The organism is Bacillus mobilis (assembly GCF_001884045.1).
Taxonomy (GTDB): Bacteria; Bacillota; Bacilli; order Bacillales; family Bacillaceae_G; genus Bacillus_A; species Bacillus_A mobilis.
In genome coordinates this window covers 105922-121269 of sequence record NZ_MACF01000025.1, presented here as the reverse complement: position 1 = coordinate 121269, position 15348 = coordinate 105922, and the positions used below count along the sequence as shown (strand labels likewise).

17 protein-coding genes are annotated in these 15348 nt (G+C 35.2%); 11 read left to right on the top strand and 6 right to left on the bottom strand.

Features of this window, described 5'->3' with window-relative positions:
• Window positions 1-113 precede the first annotated feature (113 nt).
• The 8 genes from nikC to BAQ44_RS02505 all read left to right on the top strand — a co-directional run bounded on the left by nikC (window position 114) and on the right by BAQ44_RS02505 (window position 7225).
• Window positions 114-1013 carry a nickel transporter permease gene (nikC, locus tag BAQ44_RS02540; protein WP_084669438.1) on the top strand — a complete coding sequence of 300 codons (900 nt, stop codon included), beginning with the start codon at window positions 114-116 and terminating at the stop codon, window positions 1011-1013.
• An 18-nt stretch (window positions 1014-1031) separates the two neighbouring features.
• Complete coding sequence (nikB, locus tag BAQ44_RS02535) at window positions 1032-1952, top strand: nickel ABC transporter permease (protein ID WP_000928487.1); 921 nt, start codon at window positions 1032-1034, stop codon at window positions 1950-1952.
• A gap of 14 nt (window positions 1953-1966) precedes the next feature.
• Window positions 1967-2983, top strand: a complete 1017-nt coding sequence (locus BAQ44_RS02530; RefSeq protein ID WP_071720575.1) for an ABC transporter ATP-binding protein — start codon at window positions 1967-1969, stop codon at window positions 2981-2983.
• A gap of 1 nt (window position 2984) precedes the next feature.
• Complete coding sequence (locus BAQ44_RS02525) at window positions 2985-3968, top strand: ABC transporter ATP-binding protein (RefSeq protein ID WP_071720573.1); 984 nt, start codon at window positions 2985-2987, stop codon at window positions 3966-3968.
• Window positions 3969-4037: 69 nt separating this feature from the next.
• Window positions 4038-4811 carry a sensor histidine kinase gene (locus BAQ44_RS02520; protein WP_071720571.1) on the top strand — a complete coding sequence of 258 codons (774 nt, stop codon included), beginning with the start codon at window positions 4038-4040 and terminating at the stop codon, window positions 4809-4811.
• Window positions 4808-5503, top strand: coding sequence for a response regulator transcription factor (locus BAQ44_RS02515; protein WP_071720569.1), 696 nt, complete (start codon window positions 4808-4810; stop codon window positions 5501-5503). The genes BAQ44_RS02520 and BAQ44_RS02515 overlap by 4 nt, the downstream gene beginning before the upstream one ends.
• 3 nt (window positions 5504-5506) lie before the next feature.
• Window positions 5507-6811, top strand: a complete 1305-nt coding sequence (locus BAQ44_RS02510; protein WP_071720567.1) for an SLC5/6 family protein — start codon at window positions 5507-5509, stop codon at window positions 6809-6811.
• 228 nt (window positions 6812-7039) lie between these two features.
• The gene (locus tag BAQ44_RS02505) at window positions 7040-7225 is read left to right on the top strand and encodes a PspC domain-containing protein (protein WP_000044337.1); all 186 of its coding nucleotides are present in this window, start codon (window positions 7040-7042) and stop codon (window positions 7223-7225) included.
• Window positions 7226-7290: 65 nt separating this feature from the next.
• On the opposite strand, the gene BAQ44_RS02500 is transcribed toward BAQ44_RS02505, so the two are convergent.
• Window positions 7291-7863, bottom strand: coding sequence for a helix-turn-helix domain-containing protein (locus BAQ44_RS02500; RefSeq protein ID WP_063261301.1), 573 nt, complete (start codon window positions 7861-7863; stop codon window positions 7291-7293).
• Between the two features lie 100 nt (window positions 7864-7963).
• Here BAQ44_RS02500 and BAQ44_RS02495 point away from each other — a divergent pair, with 100 nt between their 5' ends.
• Window positions 7964-8929 (top strand): DMT family transporter, encoded by a 966-nt coding sequence (locus tag BAQ44_RS02495; RefSeq protein WP_071720562.1) that lies wholly within the window; start codon window positions 7964-7966, stop codon window positions 8927-8929.
• Between the two features lie 143 nt (window positions 8930-9072).
• Window positions 9073-9738, top strand: coding sequence for an MIP/aquaporin family protein (locus BAQ44_RS02490; RefSeq protein WP_000913204.1), 666 nt, complete (start codon window positions 9073-9075; stop codon window positions 9736-9738).
• 59 nt (window positions 9739-9797) lie between these two features.
• On the opposite strand, the gene BAQ44_RS02485 is transcribed toward BAQ44_RS02490, so the two are convergent.
• The 3 genes from BAQ44_RS02485 to BAQ44_RS02475 form a co-directional block, all read right to left on the bottom strand.
• Window positions 9798-10229, bottom strand: a complete 432-nt coding sequence (locus BAQ44_RS02485; protein ID WP_000512998.1) for an Rrf2 family transcriptional regulator — start codon at window positions 10227-10229, stop codon at window positions 9798-9800.
• A gap of 118 nt (window positions 10230-10347) precedes the next feature.
• The gene (locus BAQ44_RS02480; RefSeq protein ID WP_063261303.1) at window positions 10348-11568 is read right to left on the bottom strand and encodes an ABC transporter permease; all 1221 of its coding nucleotides are present in this window, start codon (window positions 11566-11568) and stop codon (window positions 10348-10350) included.
• A gap of 2 nt (window positions 11569-11570) precedes the next feature.
• Window positions 11571-12455, bottom strand: a complete 885-nt coding sequence (locus tag BAQ44_RS02475) for an ABC transporter ATP-binding protein (RefSeq protein ID WP_063261304.1) — start codon at window positions 12453-12455, stop codon at window positions 11571-11573.
• A gap of 343 nt (window positions 12456-12798) precedes the next feature.
• Here BAQ44_RS02475 and BAQ44_RS02470 point away from each other — a divergent pair, with 343 nt between their 5' ends.
• On the top strand, window positions 12799-13626 hold the full coding sequence (locus BAQ44_RS02470; protein WP_071720560.1) for a 5'-nucleotidase, lipoprotein e(P4) family: 828 nt from the start codon (window positions 12799-12801) through the stop codon (window positions 13624-13626).
• Between the two features lie 25 nt (window positions 13627-13651).
• Here BAQ44_RS02470 and motB read toward each other — a convergent pair whose 3' ends face one another.
• Window positions 13652-14437: a flagellar motor protein MotB gene (gene motB, locus BAQ44_RS02465; protein WP_063261306.1), complete on the bottom strand. Its 786-nt coding sequence runs from the start codon at window positions 14435-14437 to the stop codon at window positions 13652-13654.
• Window positions 14427-15221: a flagellar motor stator protein MotA gene (motA, locus tag BAQ44_RS02460; RefSeq protein ID WP_063261307.1), complete on the bottom strand. Its 795-nt coding sequence runs from the start codon at window positions 15219-15221 to the stop codon at window positions 14427-14429. The genes motB and motA overlap by 11 nt, the downstream gene beginning before the upstream one ends.
• Between the last annotated feature and the right edge of the window lie 127 nt (window positions 15222-15348).

Below are 15348 nucleotides of genomic sequence, written 5' to 3'. Positions count from 1 at the left end.
TTATTTTTAAACATTTTTACTTGTATTTGCATTTTCTTTACCTATTGTTTTAAATCCGTTGACTCAAATTAATTTTCTGATAATTTATTCATAAAGAAAGGGAGGTATGAAAAATGGAAGTTCGTCTTTCTAAAGAAGAAAAAACTTCATTACAAACGATTCAAATGAAGAATACATCGAAGTTGATAACTGGCTATCGAAAATTAAAGAAAAACAAAATGGCATTTATCGGAGGTATTATCGTTCTTTTCTATATTTTAATTGCTATATTTGCCCCATTATTAGCACCCTATAATCCATTTGATATTCAGTTAGTCAATAAGTTACAACCACCTTCCATGGAACATTGGATGGGAACAGATGATAAAGGTAGAGATATTTTAAGTCGCCTTTTACATGGGACACGCCTTTCATTACTTGTTGGATTTTCTTCTGTATTTATAGGAGCGTTGTTCGGCATTATTCTCGGTATTATTTCTGGTTATTATGGTGGATGGTTTGACACAGTGATTATGAGAATCATCGATATCATGCTAGCTTTTCCTGGTATTTTACTTGCTCTTGCCATTGTAGGGGCGCTAGGACCAAGTCTTGTGAACGTAATTATCGCTATTGGCTTTTTCTCAATCCCTATGTTTGCTCGTATCGTTAGAGCTTCTACATTAACAGTGAAAAAATTAGAGTATATCGATGCTATAAGAGCACTAGGAGCAAGGGATTTCACCATTATTATGAAGCATATATTCCCTAACATCTTATCGCCCATTATCGTCCAAGCTACTTTACGCTTAGCTACAGCAATTTTATCTGCAGCTGGATTATCATTTTTAGGACTTGGGGCACAACCACCTTCACCTGAATGGGGAGCAATGTTAAGTAATGGACGTGACTTTTTATTTACCGCACCGCATATCGCAATGTTTCCTGGAATTGCAATGTCTACACTCGTAATCGGTTTAAACATGTTTGGTGACGGGTTACGTGACGCACTTGATCCGAGACTTAAAAAATAGAAAGGGGCATGATGATACATGCTAATGTTTATATTTCGTAGAATACTACAATTAATTCCCGTTCTTTTCGGCGTTGTATTCGTTGTTTTCTTAATTATGCAAATGGTACCCGGGGACCCAGCTCTCCTTATCGCTGGTGAAGGAGCATCAAAAGAAACTGTCGAGCAAATACGCCACCAATTAGGATTGGACAAGCCTTTTATCATGCAATATTTCTCTTATATTGGAAATATATTACAAGGAGATTTCGGGGTTTCGATTCGTTCTAACCGCCCAGTGTTAGACGAAGTACTAATCCGCCTTCCAATCACTATTGAACTCGCACTGTGTAGCATCGTCATTACAGTTGTAATCGGAATGATTGCTGGTATCATCTCCGCTACAAAGCAATATTCTTGGACAGATGTTTCCATTATGATTATCGCTTTATTAGGTGTCTCATTACCAAGTTTTTGGTTTGGACTTATGCTCATTTTTTACTTCTCTGTTCAAATTCAAATATTCCCCGTTTCTGGTTGGGGAACTTGGATGCACATGGTTTTACCAGCACTTACACTAGGTGCATCTGGCGCCGCAATCGTAGCACGTATGACTCGCTCAAGTATGCTTGATGTTATACGCCAAGATTATATACGAACAGCAAGAGCAAAGGGAGTAAAAGAAAGAGTCGTTATATATAAACATGCTTTGAGGAACGCATTAATTCCCGTTATTACTGTTGTTGGATTACAATTTGGTGCACTTTTAGGTGGTACAGTTTTAGTAGAATCAGTTTTTGCTATAAATGGACTTGGAAGATTGATTGTAGACGCCATCCGAATGAGAGACTTACCAATGTTACAAGGGGGCGTATTAATCGCCTCGGTCATCTTCGTTCTAGTCAATCTTATTGTTGATATTTTATACCGTCATTTCAATAAACGTATTGAGCTTAATTAAGGGGGTGCACAAACATGAATAAAAAGGAAGAGGTATTACAAGTTAAAGATTTAAAAACACATTTCTTTACAGACGAAGGTGTAAGCAAAGCGGTTGATGGTTTAAATTTCTCTGTTTCTAAAGGAGAAACACTCGGCATCGTAGGGGAATCTGGTTGTGGGAAGAGTATCACTTCTCTATCCATTATGAGATTAATTGACCGAGAAAGCGGCAGTAAAATTGAAGGCAGCATTTTATTTAAAGGAAAAAATTTATTACAGCAAAAAGAAGCTGAAATGCGTGCAATTCGTGGAAATCAAATCTCAATGATTTTCCAAGAACCAATGACATCTTTGAATCCAGTATATTCTGTTGGGGAACAGATTGCAGAAGCAATTCGTATCCATCAAAAATTAAGTAAAAAAGAAGCTTGGAATAAAGCCGTCGATATGTTGAAACTAGTTGGGATTCCTTCTCCTGAAAAGCGTGCAAAGCAAGAGCCACATGAACTAAGCGGAGGAATGCGACAACGCATTATGATTGCAATGGCACTTGCTTGCAATCCAGATTTACTCATTGCAGACGAACCAACAACTGCTCTTGATGTAACAATTCAAGCTCAAATATTATCACTTATGAAATCACTTCAAAAGCAACTCGGTATGGGAATTATCATGATCACACATGACTTAGGAGTCGTGTCAGAAACATGCGATAGAGTCGCCGTTATGTACGCTGGAAAAATCGTCGAATATGCAGGTATCGATCATATATTTACTAACCCAAAACACCCTTATACAATCGGACTCCTTCAATCTCTTCCAAGACTCGATGCAGACCAGGAAGAATTACAAACGATTCCTGGATCCGTACCGAGTCCGTACCATATGCCGAACGGATGTCGCTTTGCTGATAGATGCACCCATGCAAAAGAACTATGTCACAACACTCTTCCAGAACTTCAACTCACGCAAGATGGAAGCGAAGTTCGATGCTGGATGTTTACAGATCTTTGGGATAAATCAGCTTCAGAAGAATTGGAGGTATTATAAAATGTCTACTACGCAAATAAGCAAACGAGAGTTATTACAAGTACAAAGTTTAAAACAATACTTCCCTATAAAAAAAGGAATTCTAGGACGCTCTATTAGCTTTATTAAAGCAGTTGACGATATTAGCTTTACAATTTACGAACAGGAAACTGTCAGTATTGTTGGGGAATCTGGTTGCGGGAAGTCCACAACTGGGCGTGCAATATTACGCCTTGATAAAGCAACAAGTGGAAATATCATATTTCAAGATAAAAATTTACTAGAATTAAATAAATCAGCAATGAGAAAAGTTCGAAAGGATTTACAAGTAATTTTTCAAGATCCCTTTGCTTCTTTAAACCCTAGACAAACAGTAGGCAATATTTTAGAAGAAGCTATGGCCATTCAAAATGTATGTCCAAAAGGAGAAAGAAAAACAAAGGTTATTGAGTTGCTTGGCAAAGTTGGTCTTCCACCCGATGCAGTGAAGCGCTATCCACATGAATTCAGTGGTGGACAACGACAAAGAATCGGAATCGCACGCGCTTTAGCTGTTAATCCAAAACTCATCATTTGTGACGAGGCTGTCTCCGCCTTAGATGTTTCAGTGCAAGCACAAGTTTTAAATTTGTTAAAGCAGTTGCAGCAACAATATGGATTAACATATTTATTCATCTCTCACGATTTAGCTGTTGTTCGTCACATATCGGACCGCATTATTGTAATGTATCTTGGTACCATTGTGGAAATTGCCGATAAACATTCTCTTTTTAACAATCCGCAACACCCTTACACAAAAGCGCTTCTCTCAGCAATTCCTACCATTAGTGCAGGAACGAAAAAAGAGCGTATTGAACTTAAAGGAGACCTTCCCTCTCCTCTAAACCCGCCAAAAGGATGCCGTTTTCATACTCGTTGCCCCTACGCAATTGAAAAATGTGCAACAGAGCAACCAAGTTTTCAATCTGTAAGTGATGATCACAAAGTAGCCTGTCATATTATCTAATCTTAATCTGAATAATAGAAACATTTACAATACTTTAGTATAATATAAAAAAACAAGATTGAGGTATGTATGTTAACTTATGAAGCATTTGCCGTATTAATAACTATACTTGTCTTAGCTCCAATTTTTGGAGCTATTATTTTATTATTTTTATTTATTTTTGAAAAACGAATCGACTTACTAGAAAGTGAAAAGAAAAAAATAGCACTGGAACGAGAGTTGCAACAGTCTTTATATCATCAACTCACTCAACAAATTCAACCTCATTTTTTATTCAATACATTAAATACAATTTTAAGCTTAGCTCGTCTACAGAGAACAGATGAAGTTGTCAAATCACTCGAGATCTTTTCTCTATTTTTAAAAGGAAAATATAAAACAACTGATTTATTAATTCCTATCTCTGAAGAACTGGCCTATACAAATTATTATATTGAGATTCAAAAAATGCGATTTCGCTCGAGACTTTCAGTAAGCATTACTTCTTCTGAAGATTTACACAATGCTTATATTCCACCTTTCGTTATTCAAACGTTAGTTGAGAATTCCTTTAAACATGGGCTAGAAAAAAAAGCTGGTCAAGCAATTTTAAATATTCATCTATACAATACAAATAACCGAATTACACTTCTAGTATCCGACAACGGTACTCAAAACGAACCATTTACTTCCCATACGGAAGAAAGCGGATACGGACTTGAAAATATAAAACAACGATTTCAGTTATTCTTTCAAGAACAAACTACGTTCTCTTTCCTTTCTACAAAAGAGAACGGCACGAAAGTTGAAATCACATGGCCTTTCATCACAGAAAAAAACACAGAGGAGGTAGTACAAAAATGAACGTACTATTAGTAGATGACGAACCACTAGAACTGGAACAATTAGAATTTCTTATCCACCGTCAGTTCCCTAATTGGACACTACACCTAGCTTTAGATGCGGATGAAGCTTTAGCTATAAATGAAAAATTCCCAATTCATTTGGCACTTTTAGATATCCACCTTCCAGGCATGTCTGGCCTACAACTAGGTGAAAAATTAAAACATAATAACGCTAACTTGGATATCATCATCGTAACCGCATATCAAAATTTCGATTATGCAAAACAATCTATTCGTCTAGGCGTCATTGACTACATAACAAAGCCAATTATAGAAAAGGAACTCATCGATATATTACAAAAATACAAAGGAGATTCCCATACTCCTTCCTACTCACGTATTATTCAAGATACATTAGACATCATCCATGAAACTTTTCATGACAAACTACACTTAGCAGACATCGCAACTAAAGTACATACAAATCCGACTTATTTAAGCCGGAGGTTTCATGAAGAAGTAGGTATTTCATTTTCCGGATATATCATGCAATATCGGATTGAAATGTCACAGAAATATTTAACGGAACACCCACATTGGTGTATCTCTCAAATTTCTGAACGATCTGGTTTTAATAGTCAGCATTATTTCAGTACTGTTTTTCGTAAAATGACCGGAATGACTCCGAAAGAATATAGAGGCGAGGGATAAATTGTGACGAAAAACAACTCTGCTTTCACACCATTACAATTAGGTATCGGAACTGGGACTGTTCTTTTATTATCTAAATGGGTCGCAAGTATATCGACGCTCGCGTTACCTGAATCTATTATCAATTATGGGCTAATCGCTGGTATTCTTTACGCTATGATTGGCCCTTTCACTCTTATTTTATTGGGGATTTTAATAAAAAAAATACGTTCTACATTCCCAGAGGGCGAATCCATTCACGATTACTTATTATATAAACTTTCTCACAAAGGATATATAATTGTATGCTCTTTCCTTGTTCTATTAAGTATAGAAAGTATGTTCATTCAAACGAAAGTTGCTAGTATTTTACTTAATGTTTTTTTCCATATTCCATATACATTGGGCTCTTTACTCTTCATTACCCTTTGTACAATATTTGTAATGTTAAGTAACGCTAAACTATTCACTAAAATGGCTATTATGCAAACTGTATTAATGTTTTCTACTATGATTATTATTCCAATTTATTTTTTTGTACAAGATGGCATTACCCATGTATACGATGGAATTCGCTTATATCACCCTTATCTGCTATTTTATGAAAATATAAATGGAATATATTTTCTTACTGCCGGCATTCTCATCGAAACAGGAAGAGTATTAATAAGCCCTGCATCTTGGGATAAAGCTTTCCGCATTCATCCTAAAAAAATCATTCCGACTTTTTTACTATCAGGATTTATATGGATTACTATCCCTTTGGCGTTCGCTTCTCTAATTATGATAGTTATCTTTAGTGGGAGCTTAGATCATTTATACGATCTTCTAGCTCAGCTTCCTAAAAAAATAGAATTTACCATTTTATTTTATCTACTCGTTATCGGCTCTTTAAGCGCAATAACTTCCAGTTTTATTTCTTGGATGCATGGATTTACTAAACTCATTCGAGATTTTATACCGATGATACGTACAAAAATTAATTTCAAATTATATACAACTCATTTTATTTCTATAACTATCGGATTTTCAGCTTTTTTCATTACAATTACTACAAACTATACTATTTTAGAAATTATTTTTTTCTTTGGTATTCTTTATACATCTCTTATCATCACAATATTATTCCTTATTTTTAGTAAACAAAAAATAAGCATCATTATACCAATCATTTCGATTATTGGTACCCTTACCGGTTATGTAACTTACTTCTTAATCAATCCTTTAACAAGCATTTGGGTTAGTATAGCGGTTACTCTTTCACTAAGTATTTTTTATAGATTTTCACATTGGGTACACCGACAATTGAACTACAAAATGAAACAATAATATGAGGCCCTTTTGGTAGTTTAGCTTTGCTACCCAAGACCTTTTTACTTTTATCAAAAACCATTGGACTACACTATAAATTAAATCCATTGTTTATATAACCCCGTATCTGAATTGTAAAACATAGATCACTTTACAAAAAAATTGTAATACAACCGCATAGTCTTCTCATAAATTCCCATATAGAATAGAAGTATATAGCTTGCTAAAAAAGGAGTGGATTAGAAGATGTCAAAAAGGTTATGTAAATCCGAAACTGATAAAATGCTATTTGGTATATGCGGTGGTTTAGGGGAATATTTTGATATTAGCTCTACCCTCATTCGCATACTTTGGGTCATTGCTGTTTTATGTTTTGGGACTGGTTTTTTAGTTTATTTTATTTGTTTATTACTTATGCCACGTTCGTACTAGTGGCCTCCTGCATATACTTAATCGAAATATAAAAAATCACCTATAGAATTCTATAGGTGATTTTTTTATGAAGAATATTTCATCGTTAAATGTAATACTGCTACTTCATCTTCTTCATTTCTATAACTATGTTTTTTGTTCGCTTCAAATTGAATAGAGTCAAACTCATTCAATTCGTATACATCATTTTCCACTTGAATCGATACTTTCCCTTTCATTACCGTTACAAGCTCAATAGCACCTTCATGATGAGCTTCTGGTTCATATATACTATTCGCCCTTAAACAAGCACGATGCATTTCCATTCCTGTTTCTTTCGTATAACGGAACATCGTTTCTAAATGCCATGCTTGTCCTACATCTACTGCAAATCCTTCTCCGCAGCGCGCAACAGCTACAGGTTCTCCAACAACCATCAATCTGGATAAAGGAATCGATAACCCTTTCGTTATTTTCCAAATGACAGCTAACGTCGGATTTGTTTCTCCTCTTTCAATCTTTCCTAATGTTAATTTACTAACTCCTGTTTTTTGGGCTAATTCTTCTAAACTTAATTTTTGTTCATTTCGAATTTGTCTTAATAACTGACCTACTTGCTGAATGACCTCTTTCGTTTGCATATCTTCATGTTCTTTCATCTATAAAACCACCTTAAAGTATAAAATAGTTTACTTTTATTATTTTTAAGTATATCATACTATACATAATCATCAATTTCCGAAAGGAGTGCTACACTTCATGCGCGCAATTTTATTAGGCCTTTTATCATCAGCCTTTTTTTCCGCAACCTTTATTATTAATAGAGCGATGAATGTATCTGGAACGAGCTGGGCTTGGACAGCTTCCTTCCGTTTTTTATTCGCTCTCCCTATTTTATTCCTTATCGTTTTATTTCGCAAAAACTTAAGGGGGTTATGGGAAGAATTAAAGAAACATCCATTAGCGTGGATCGGATGGGGTTCTGTTGCTGGTATTGGATTCTATTCTTTATTAAGTTTTGCAGCTGTCTTTTCTCCAGCGTGGCTCGTTGCTGGAACTTGGCAAGTTACGATATTAGCAGGATTACTTTTATCGCCATTGTTCTTCGTTAAAATAGAAACGAAATCAGGAACAAAACTTGTACGCGGAAAAATTCCACTTCGTAGTTTATATGTTGCATTATTTATTTTACTTGGTGTAATTTGTATGCAAGCGACTGCAGCAGGTCATATTACAATGATTCAGTTTATTTCAGGATTTTTACCTGTCGTAGTGGCTGCTTTCTTATATCCATTCGGCAACCGAAAAATGATGGAGCTTGTTGGCGGCCGTCTCGATACGTTCCAACGCGTATTAGGAATGGCAATAGGCAGTCTTCCTATAACAATTTTACTTGGTATATATGGATTTTCTACTACCGGTATTCCAACATCAAGCCAAATGCTGCAAGGCTTTTTGTTAGCATTATGTTCTGGCGTAATTGCAACGATGACATTTTTCTTTGCTACTGACTTAGCAAAAGATAACCTCGCCCTACTTGGAGCTGTTGAAGCAACCCAAGCTGGAACGATGGTCTTTACCGTGCTTGGCGAAATTGTTTTCTTGAATGGTTCATTCCCTGGTGGGCTTTCCCTACTTGGAATGATTATTATTATGTTAGGAATGGTTGCAAATAGCATTTTAAATCGATCTGTTCCAATCGTTAAGCAGAAAAAAACAGCATAAAAAGGAGTATGGTTCTATCCCAAAGAACCATACTCCTTTTTTATTGTCCCCCTATTTCGCCTTATCAGAATAGTATTTCATTAGCTGTTTATACTAAAACCTATGTTATAATACGTTTCATGCGCAATATTAGGAGGTAAATTATGTTAAAAAAAGCAATCGCTGAATTTATTGGTACATTTGTACTTGTATTATTCGGAACTGGAGTAGCTGTCATTGGCGGCGGAATTGAAGGAATTGGAACATTAGGAATCGCTATGGCTTTCGGTCTATCTATTGTGGCTATGGCATATAGCATCGGAACAATTTCTGGATGTCACATTAACCCAGCAGTATCAGTAGCTATGTTCATCAACAAAAGAATGAACGCTATGGAACTTTGTTATTATGTATTAGCTCAAATTTTAGGTGGTTTATTAGGAACTGCAACGTTAGTAACGATTTTACGCTCTGCTAAAACACCTTTAGATAATTTAGGACAAAATGGTTTTGGAACTCTTGGTTTATCTGGAGCATTTCTAGTTGAATTCATTTTAACTTTCGTATTCATTTTAGTTATCGTTGCTGTAACAGGTAAAAAAGGAAGTTCTTCTCTAGCAGGATTAGTAATTGGTTTCACATTAGTTTTAGTTCACTTATTAGGAATTCCGTTAACTGGAACTTCTGTTAACCCAGCTCGTAGTATCGCACCAGCTTTATTCGCTGGCGGAGAAGCACTTTCTCAACTATGGGTATTCATCGTTGCACCAATTCTTGGTGGTATCGTAGCAGCTATTGTTGGTAAATTTATTTTAAATACTGAAAAATAGAATTTTCAATATTTCTGAATAAAAAAAGGCGAGCCCTCATTATGAGGTTGCTCGCTTTTTTACTCTTTCATTTTGGACTTTAAGTTTGTAACTAATTGATCTACCGTTACATTTGCAAGTACGTTTTCCATCGCTTCTTGCGCTTGCATTAAAATAATTTCTAATACTGATTGAATATTAGCTCCTACTGGACATTCAATGTTGGGATTTTCATGGAAGGAAAATAGCTGTCCTTCTTCTACAACTTCCACTGCTTTATATACATCAAGTAATGTAATTTCTTCTAAATCACGAGCAAGTGTCGTACCACCTTTACCAGCTTGTACATCAACAAGTCCTGCTCTCTTCAACATTCCTGTAATGCGACGAATCACAACTGGATTTGTATTCACACTACCAGCAATCCATTCAGAGGTACAGCGAGAGTTTCGATCTATCGCAAGTAACGTTAACATATGAACACCTACTGTAAAACGACTACTAATCCCCATCTGCACACCCTCCTTTGTATTCATTCTATTAAAAGACGACTCTTATTATTATATACTATTTTTAATTTATACATAAAGAAAAAGCATGATTCCAATAGGAAATCATACTTTTCTCTCATTATTGACGCTTTATAAACTTCGCTAAATCTTTAAATTTCACTTTATCTGAGTAATTCATTACACCGTTTACGTAAATGCGGCTTGTAAGCATATTGATGATAACGATAGTCACCAATAAAATTACTAACGTCACACCAATTTCTACAGCGCCTGCTTCACCAGCTACAAGTCTTGAAAATGTAACCATAGGTGTAAAGAATGGAATATATGAACTAACTACAGCTAATGTACTATTAGGATCAAATAATGATTTAATACTAATGAAAAATGCTGCTATACCTAACATTGTAATTGGGAACGAAAGAGATTGCACATCCTCAATTTTTGATACAACAGCCCCAACTGCTGCATATAGCATTGCATATAGTAAGTAGCCCGTAACAAAATATACAACGAACATACTAATTACTACCGCATCCAATTTAGAGAAGTCTAGTGTAAGTCCTATTAAAGATGCGTTTTCTAAGTCTACCCAACCTAATAAATATGGTACAAGAAACCCGAAGGAAGCAATAACTAGTAATAGTAAAGCACTAGAAACAATTGCTAAAATTTTGGCATGTAGCATTGTTAATGGTTTTACTTTCGGAAGCATTAACTCCATAACACGAGATGACTTTTCAGATGCTATCGTCGTCCCTATTGCAGTTCCAAACACAATAATAAACATATATAAAGCAAACGAGAAAACATAGCCAATTCCAAAGGAAGATGCATGATCCTTTACTGCCTCTTGTTTTAACGGAATTTCCATTTGCAACTGTTTTGCTACTTCTGCAGATACATTATTTTTTTCAATCATTACCGCTGTATACTGTTCCTTTAAATAACTTGCCATAAGTGTAGCCGTTGATTGGCTTGGAAAACCACTATACATATACGTCACTTCTGGAATACCATTCTTTTCTGTAATATGGAATAAACCGTCTAACTCCCCATCTTCCACTTGCTTACGTAGCTCATTAAATTTATCCTTGTTTTCTACAGTTACTTTAGCAGACGGAAGTAACTTTTTCACATCACTTTCTTGCACTTTATAAGTATCGCTTTCCGTTACTACCGCAATTTTATCTTTTCCTTTATCGTTATCAGCAGTGAAATGATTAAATGCAAAAAGCCCAAACACAACTAAAAATAAAATCGCACTCGTAATTAATGACTTTTTAGATAAAAATGCTTCCCTAAAATAAAATGAAAATACGTGAGAAAATTTACGCATCGTTATTTCGCCCTCTCTACAAAGATTTCGTTTAACGTCGGCTCTAACATTTTAAATTGTCGTAAGGTAATACCTTGTTCTTGCAACTGTTGCAAAATCTTTAGAGCTTCTGCATCATCTTGTACTTGCACATAAAGAAGGCCTTGTTGTTTTTCATACGATACATGTATAGCTTCTAATCCCTTCTCATTCTCTTCTGTATCTTCAATCGTTAAATTACGGAAACCGTATTCTTTTTTAATATCACTTAATTGGCCTTTTACGACTGCTTCGCCTTTTTTCAAAATACATACATGTTGGCAAAAAGCCTCTACTTGTTCCATACGATGACTAGATAAAATAATGGTCTTTCCGCTCTGCACTTGTTCTTCAATAATGCTAGCTAACATTCCAGCATTAACTGGGTCTAGTCCGCTAAACGGTTCATCTAAAATGAGAAGTTCAGGATTATGAAGTAGAGCAGCAATTAATTGGATTTTTTGCTGGTTCCCTTTTGAAAGCTCTCCTGCCGTTTTAAATTTATATTCCGGTATTGCCAATCGATCTAACCAGTGATCAATAGCAAGGTCTACTTCTTTTTTCGTCATTCCTTCTAATCTACCAAAATATCGCAACTGATCTATTACTCTACTTTTTGTATATAAACCTCTTTCTTCTGGTAAGTATCCAATTGTTACCCCACTAGTCCCAAATGATTTTCCATCCCATGTAATAGATCCTTCATTAGGCGTTAATAATCCGAGAAGCATTTTGATTGTCGTTGTTTTCCCTGCACCATTTCGCCCAAGTAATCCTAGCACTTCACCTTTAGGTAACGAAATTTGCAAGCCGTTAACTGCTTTTGATTCCCCAAATAGTTTCGTTAAGTTTTGAATTTGTAAACTCAAAGTATAAAGCCTCCCCTTTAGTATCATTCATACTCTCTTTCAAAGACTATGTTTATGTAGGATAAAATATAGCACTACGCTTCATCCTTTTAATATGTAGCACCGTCTTAATCCATCATTTGTTCTATTTAGTTAAAATTGTAAATAATATCATGTAATTTGTCAATTATAATTGTCATTACGACAATAAAACTTGTCAAAATGATTCCCAACATTTTTCTCATCTTTCTAATATAGGACATACTACTATATATACAAAAGACAATATGCAAATGTTCATACAAAAAATATTATTTTTCGATATATAATATTAACTGATTTTCTAACATCGAGGAGGATACATATGAAGATGAAGAGGGGCATTACCACTTTATTATCTGTAGCAGTTCTATCTACATCGCTTGTAGCATGTTCAGGAACACAAGAGAAAACTGTGGCGAAAGAAGAGAAGGCAAAATTAACAGACCAGCAATTAATGGCTGATTTATGGTATCAAACAGCTGGTGAGACGAAAGCACTTTACTACCAAGGATACAATATCGGTCAATTAAAGCTCGATGCAATTCTTGCAAAAGGGACAGAGAAAAAACCTGCTATCGTACTGGATTTAGATGAAACTGTTTTAGATAACAGTCCTCATCAAGCAATGAGTGTAAAGACAGGAAAAGGCTATCCTTACAAATGGGATGACTGGATTAATAAGGCTGAAGCTGAAGCTCTTCCAGGCGCAATTGATTTCTTAAAATATACAGAATCTAAAGGTGTAGATATTTACTACATCTCAAATCGTAAAACGAACCAACTAGATGCAACAATTAAAAATCTTGAACGTGTAGGTGCTCCTCAAGCAACGAAAGAACATATATTACTACAAGATCCAAAAGACAAAGGAAAAGAAAAACGCCGTGAACTCGTTTCGCAAACACATGATATCGTCTTATTCTTCGGCGATAACTTATCTGATTTCACTGGTTTTGATGGGAAATCAGTAAAAGATCGAAATCAAGCAGTCGCAGATTTAAAAACACAATTTGGTGAGAAATTTATTATTTTCCCGAATCCGATGTATGGTGATTGGGAAGGAGCTTTATATGATTATGATTTCAAAAAATCAGATGCAGAAAAAGATAAAATCCGTCGCGACAACTTAAAATCATTTGATGCAAAATAAAAGAGGATGGCATTCGCCATCCTCTTTATTGCATATTTCTCGTTAAAGGTAAAATAAACACTTCTACACGTCTATTTTTCGCCTTTCCTTCTTGCGTATCGTTTGGGGCAATTGAACGGTATTCTCCGTAACCAACCGCACTAAATTTCCCTGGCTGTAATTCTTTATTTTGCAGTAATACCTGCATAAAATTAACTGCCCGCTGCGTACTTAATTCCCAATTCGATGCAAATTGCGCATTTGCAATAGGAACATTATCTGTATGACCAGATACTGTAATTTCACGAGGTGATGCTGAAACAAGTAAATTAGACATTTCTTTTGCAATACTTAGCGATTCTAATTTCACGTCCGCTTTCCCAGAATCAAATAGTACATTTTCTAATATCGTTACCTTTAGTCCTTTTTCTGTTAAATCAGTTTTAAAAGAAGAAGATAATTGATTTTCCTCAATATACTTATCGATACCTTTTTGTACCGCTTTTAATTCGTTCATTTCTTGCTGCTTTACTTCAGCTTCAGCGTTCTTTTTAATCTTCTCAGATTCTAGACTACTTGCCGATAACTCTTTCTCTTCATTCGGCTTTTGATCACTTAAAAACTCTTTGTTTCCTGTTCCACCTGCTAATTCGCTTCGAAACGCTACTGCCATCTGTTTGAACTTCGCAGCATCTATACTACTCATCGCAAATAAAACGATGAACAATGCAAATAACAACGTTAACATATCAGAATAAGGGATTAACCAAGTTTCATCGATATGTTCATCATGCTTTTTTTTCTTACGTCTTCTATTTTTTTTACTCCGCATTTTTTTCTGCCCCTTTTTCAAGCTTTTTACGCTCAGTTGCAGAAAGTGCACCTAAAATGCGGTTCTTCATAATAAACGGATATGTACCCTCTTGTAACATTAATAAACAATCAATAATTAAACGTTTTTTCTCTAATTCAGCTGCAGATTTTTGCTTTAATTTATTTGCAAATGGATGCCATAATACATAGCCTGAAAAAATACCAAAAATCGTTGCAATAAACGCACCCGAAATAGCATGACCTAACTTTTCAATATCAGTTAAATTGCCAAGTGCAGCTACAAGACCAATAACAGCACCTAAAACCCCTAATGTCGGTGCATATGTACCAGCTTGAGAAAAAATTGCTGCTCCTTTTGCATGCCTTTCTTCAATTGCTTCTAATTCAGCTTCTAAAATCTGCTCTAGATCTTCTGCGGATACGCCATCAATCACAAATTTCATACCACGCAAAAGAAATTCATCTTGAATTTTGTCTAATTGTTGCTCTAAAGACAAAATACCGTATTTTCTACTTTCTGATGTCCAATGAACAAACAATTCTAGCAACTGTTCATAACTTAAATCCTTTTTATTTGAACCAAAAAGAACTTTAAATAATTTTGGAACTCTTTTTAGTTGATTCATCGGAAATGCTATACATACTGCAGCAAATGTACCGATAAAAATAATTAATGCTGCGGCAGGATTCAATAAGGCTGTTACGTCAGCGCCCTTGACGACCATCCCTACTACTACCGCTACAAATCCTAAAATGAGCCCAATAATTGTTGCAAAATCCATTCCCATTCACTCCTAGTCTATACAAGAAGTTCTTCATTCTCGATAATCGCTACATCTTCTTATGTATATATATTACATAAAAAATGAATTTCATGAAAGATAAGAAATGAATTATATAAAAAAATAC

Excerpts from the sequence above, each read along its gene's own strand:
- nikC (WP_084669438.1), top strand. The coding sequence starts at position 114 with ATGGAAGTTCGTCTTTCTAAAGAAGAAAAAACTTCATTACAAACGATT.
- nikB (WP_000928487.1), top strand. The coding sequence starts at position 1,032 with ATGCTAATGTTTATATTTCGTAGAATACTACAATTAATTCCCGTTCTT.
- BAQ44_RS02530 (WP_071720575.1), top strand. The coding sequence starts at position 1,967 with ATGAATAAAAAGGAAGAGGTATTACAAGTTAAAGATTTAAAAACACAT.
- BAQ44_RS02525 (WP_071720573.1), top strand. The coding sequence starts at position 2,985 with ATGTCTACTACGCAAATAAGCAAACGAGAGTTATTACAAGTACAAAGT.
- BAQ44_RS02520 (WP_071720571.1), top strand. The coding sequence starts at position 4,038 with ATGTTAACTTATGAAGCATTTGCCGTATTAATAACTATACTTGTCTTA.
- BAQ44_RS02515 (WP_071720569.1), top strand. The coding sequence starts at position 4,808 with ATGAACGTACTATTAGTAGATGACGAACCACTAGAACTGGAACAATTA.
- BAQ44_RS02505 (WP_000044337.1), top strand. The coding sequence starts at position 7,040 with ATGTCAAAAAGGTTATGTAAATCCGAAACTGATAAAATGCTATTTGGT.
- BAQ44_RS02500 (WP_063261301.1), bottom strand. The coding sequence starts at position 7,863 with ATGAAAGAACATGAAGATATGCAAACGAAAGAGGTCATTCAGCAAGTA.
- BAQ44_RS02495 (WP_071720562.1), top strand. The coding sequence starts at position 7,964 with ATGCGCGCAATTTTATTAGGCCTTTTATCATCAGCCTTTTTTTCCGCA.
- BAQ44_RS02490 (WP_000913204.1), top strand. The coding sequence starts at position 9,073 with ATGTTAAAAAAAGCAATCGCTGAATTTATTGGTACATTTGTACTTGTA.
- BAQ44_RS02485 (WP_000512998.1), bottom strand. The coding sequence starts at position 10,229 with ATGGGGATTAGTAGTCGTTTTACAGTAGGTGTTCATATGTTAACGTTA.
- BAQ44_RS02480 (WP_063261303.1), bottom strand. The coding sequence starts at position 11,568 with ATGCGTAAATTTTCTCACGTATTTTCATTTTATTTTAGGGAAGCATTT.
- BAQ44_RS02470 (WP_071720560.1), top strand. The coding sequence starts at position 12,799 with ATGAAGATGAAGAGGGGCATTACCACTTTATTATCTGTAGCAGTTCTA.
- motB (WP_063261306.1), bottom strand. The coding sequence starts at position 14,437 with ATGCGGAGTAAAAAAAATAGAAGACGTAAGAAAAAAAAGCATGATGAA.
- motA (WP_063261307.1), bottom strand. The coding sequence starts at position 15,221 with ATGGATTTTGCAACAATTATTGGGCTCATTTTAGGATTTGTAGCGGTA.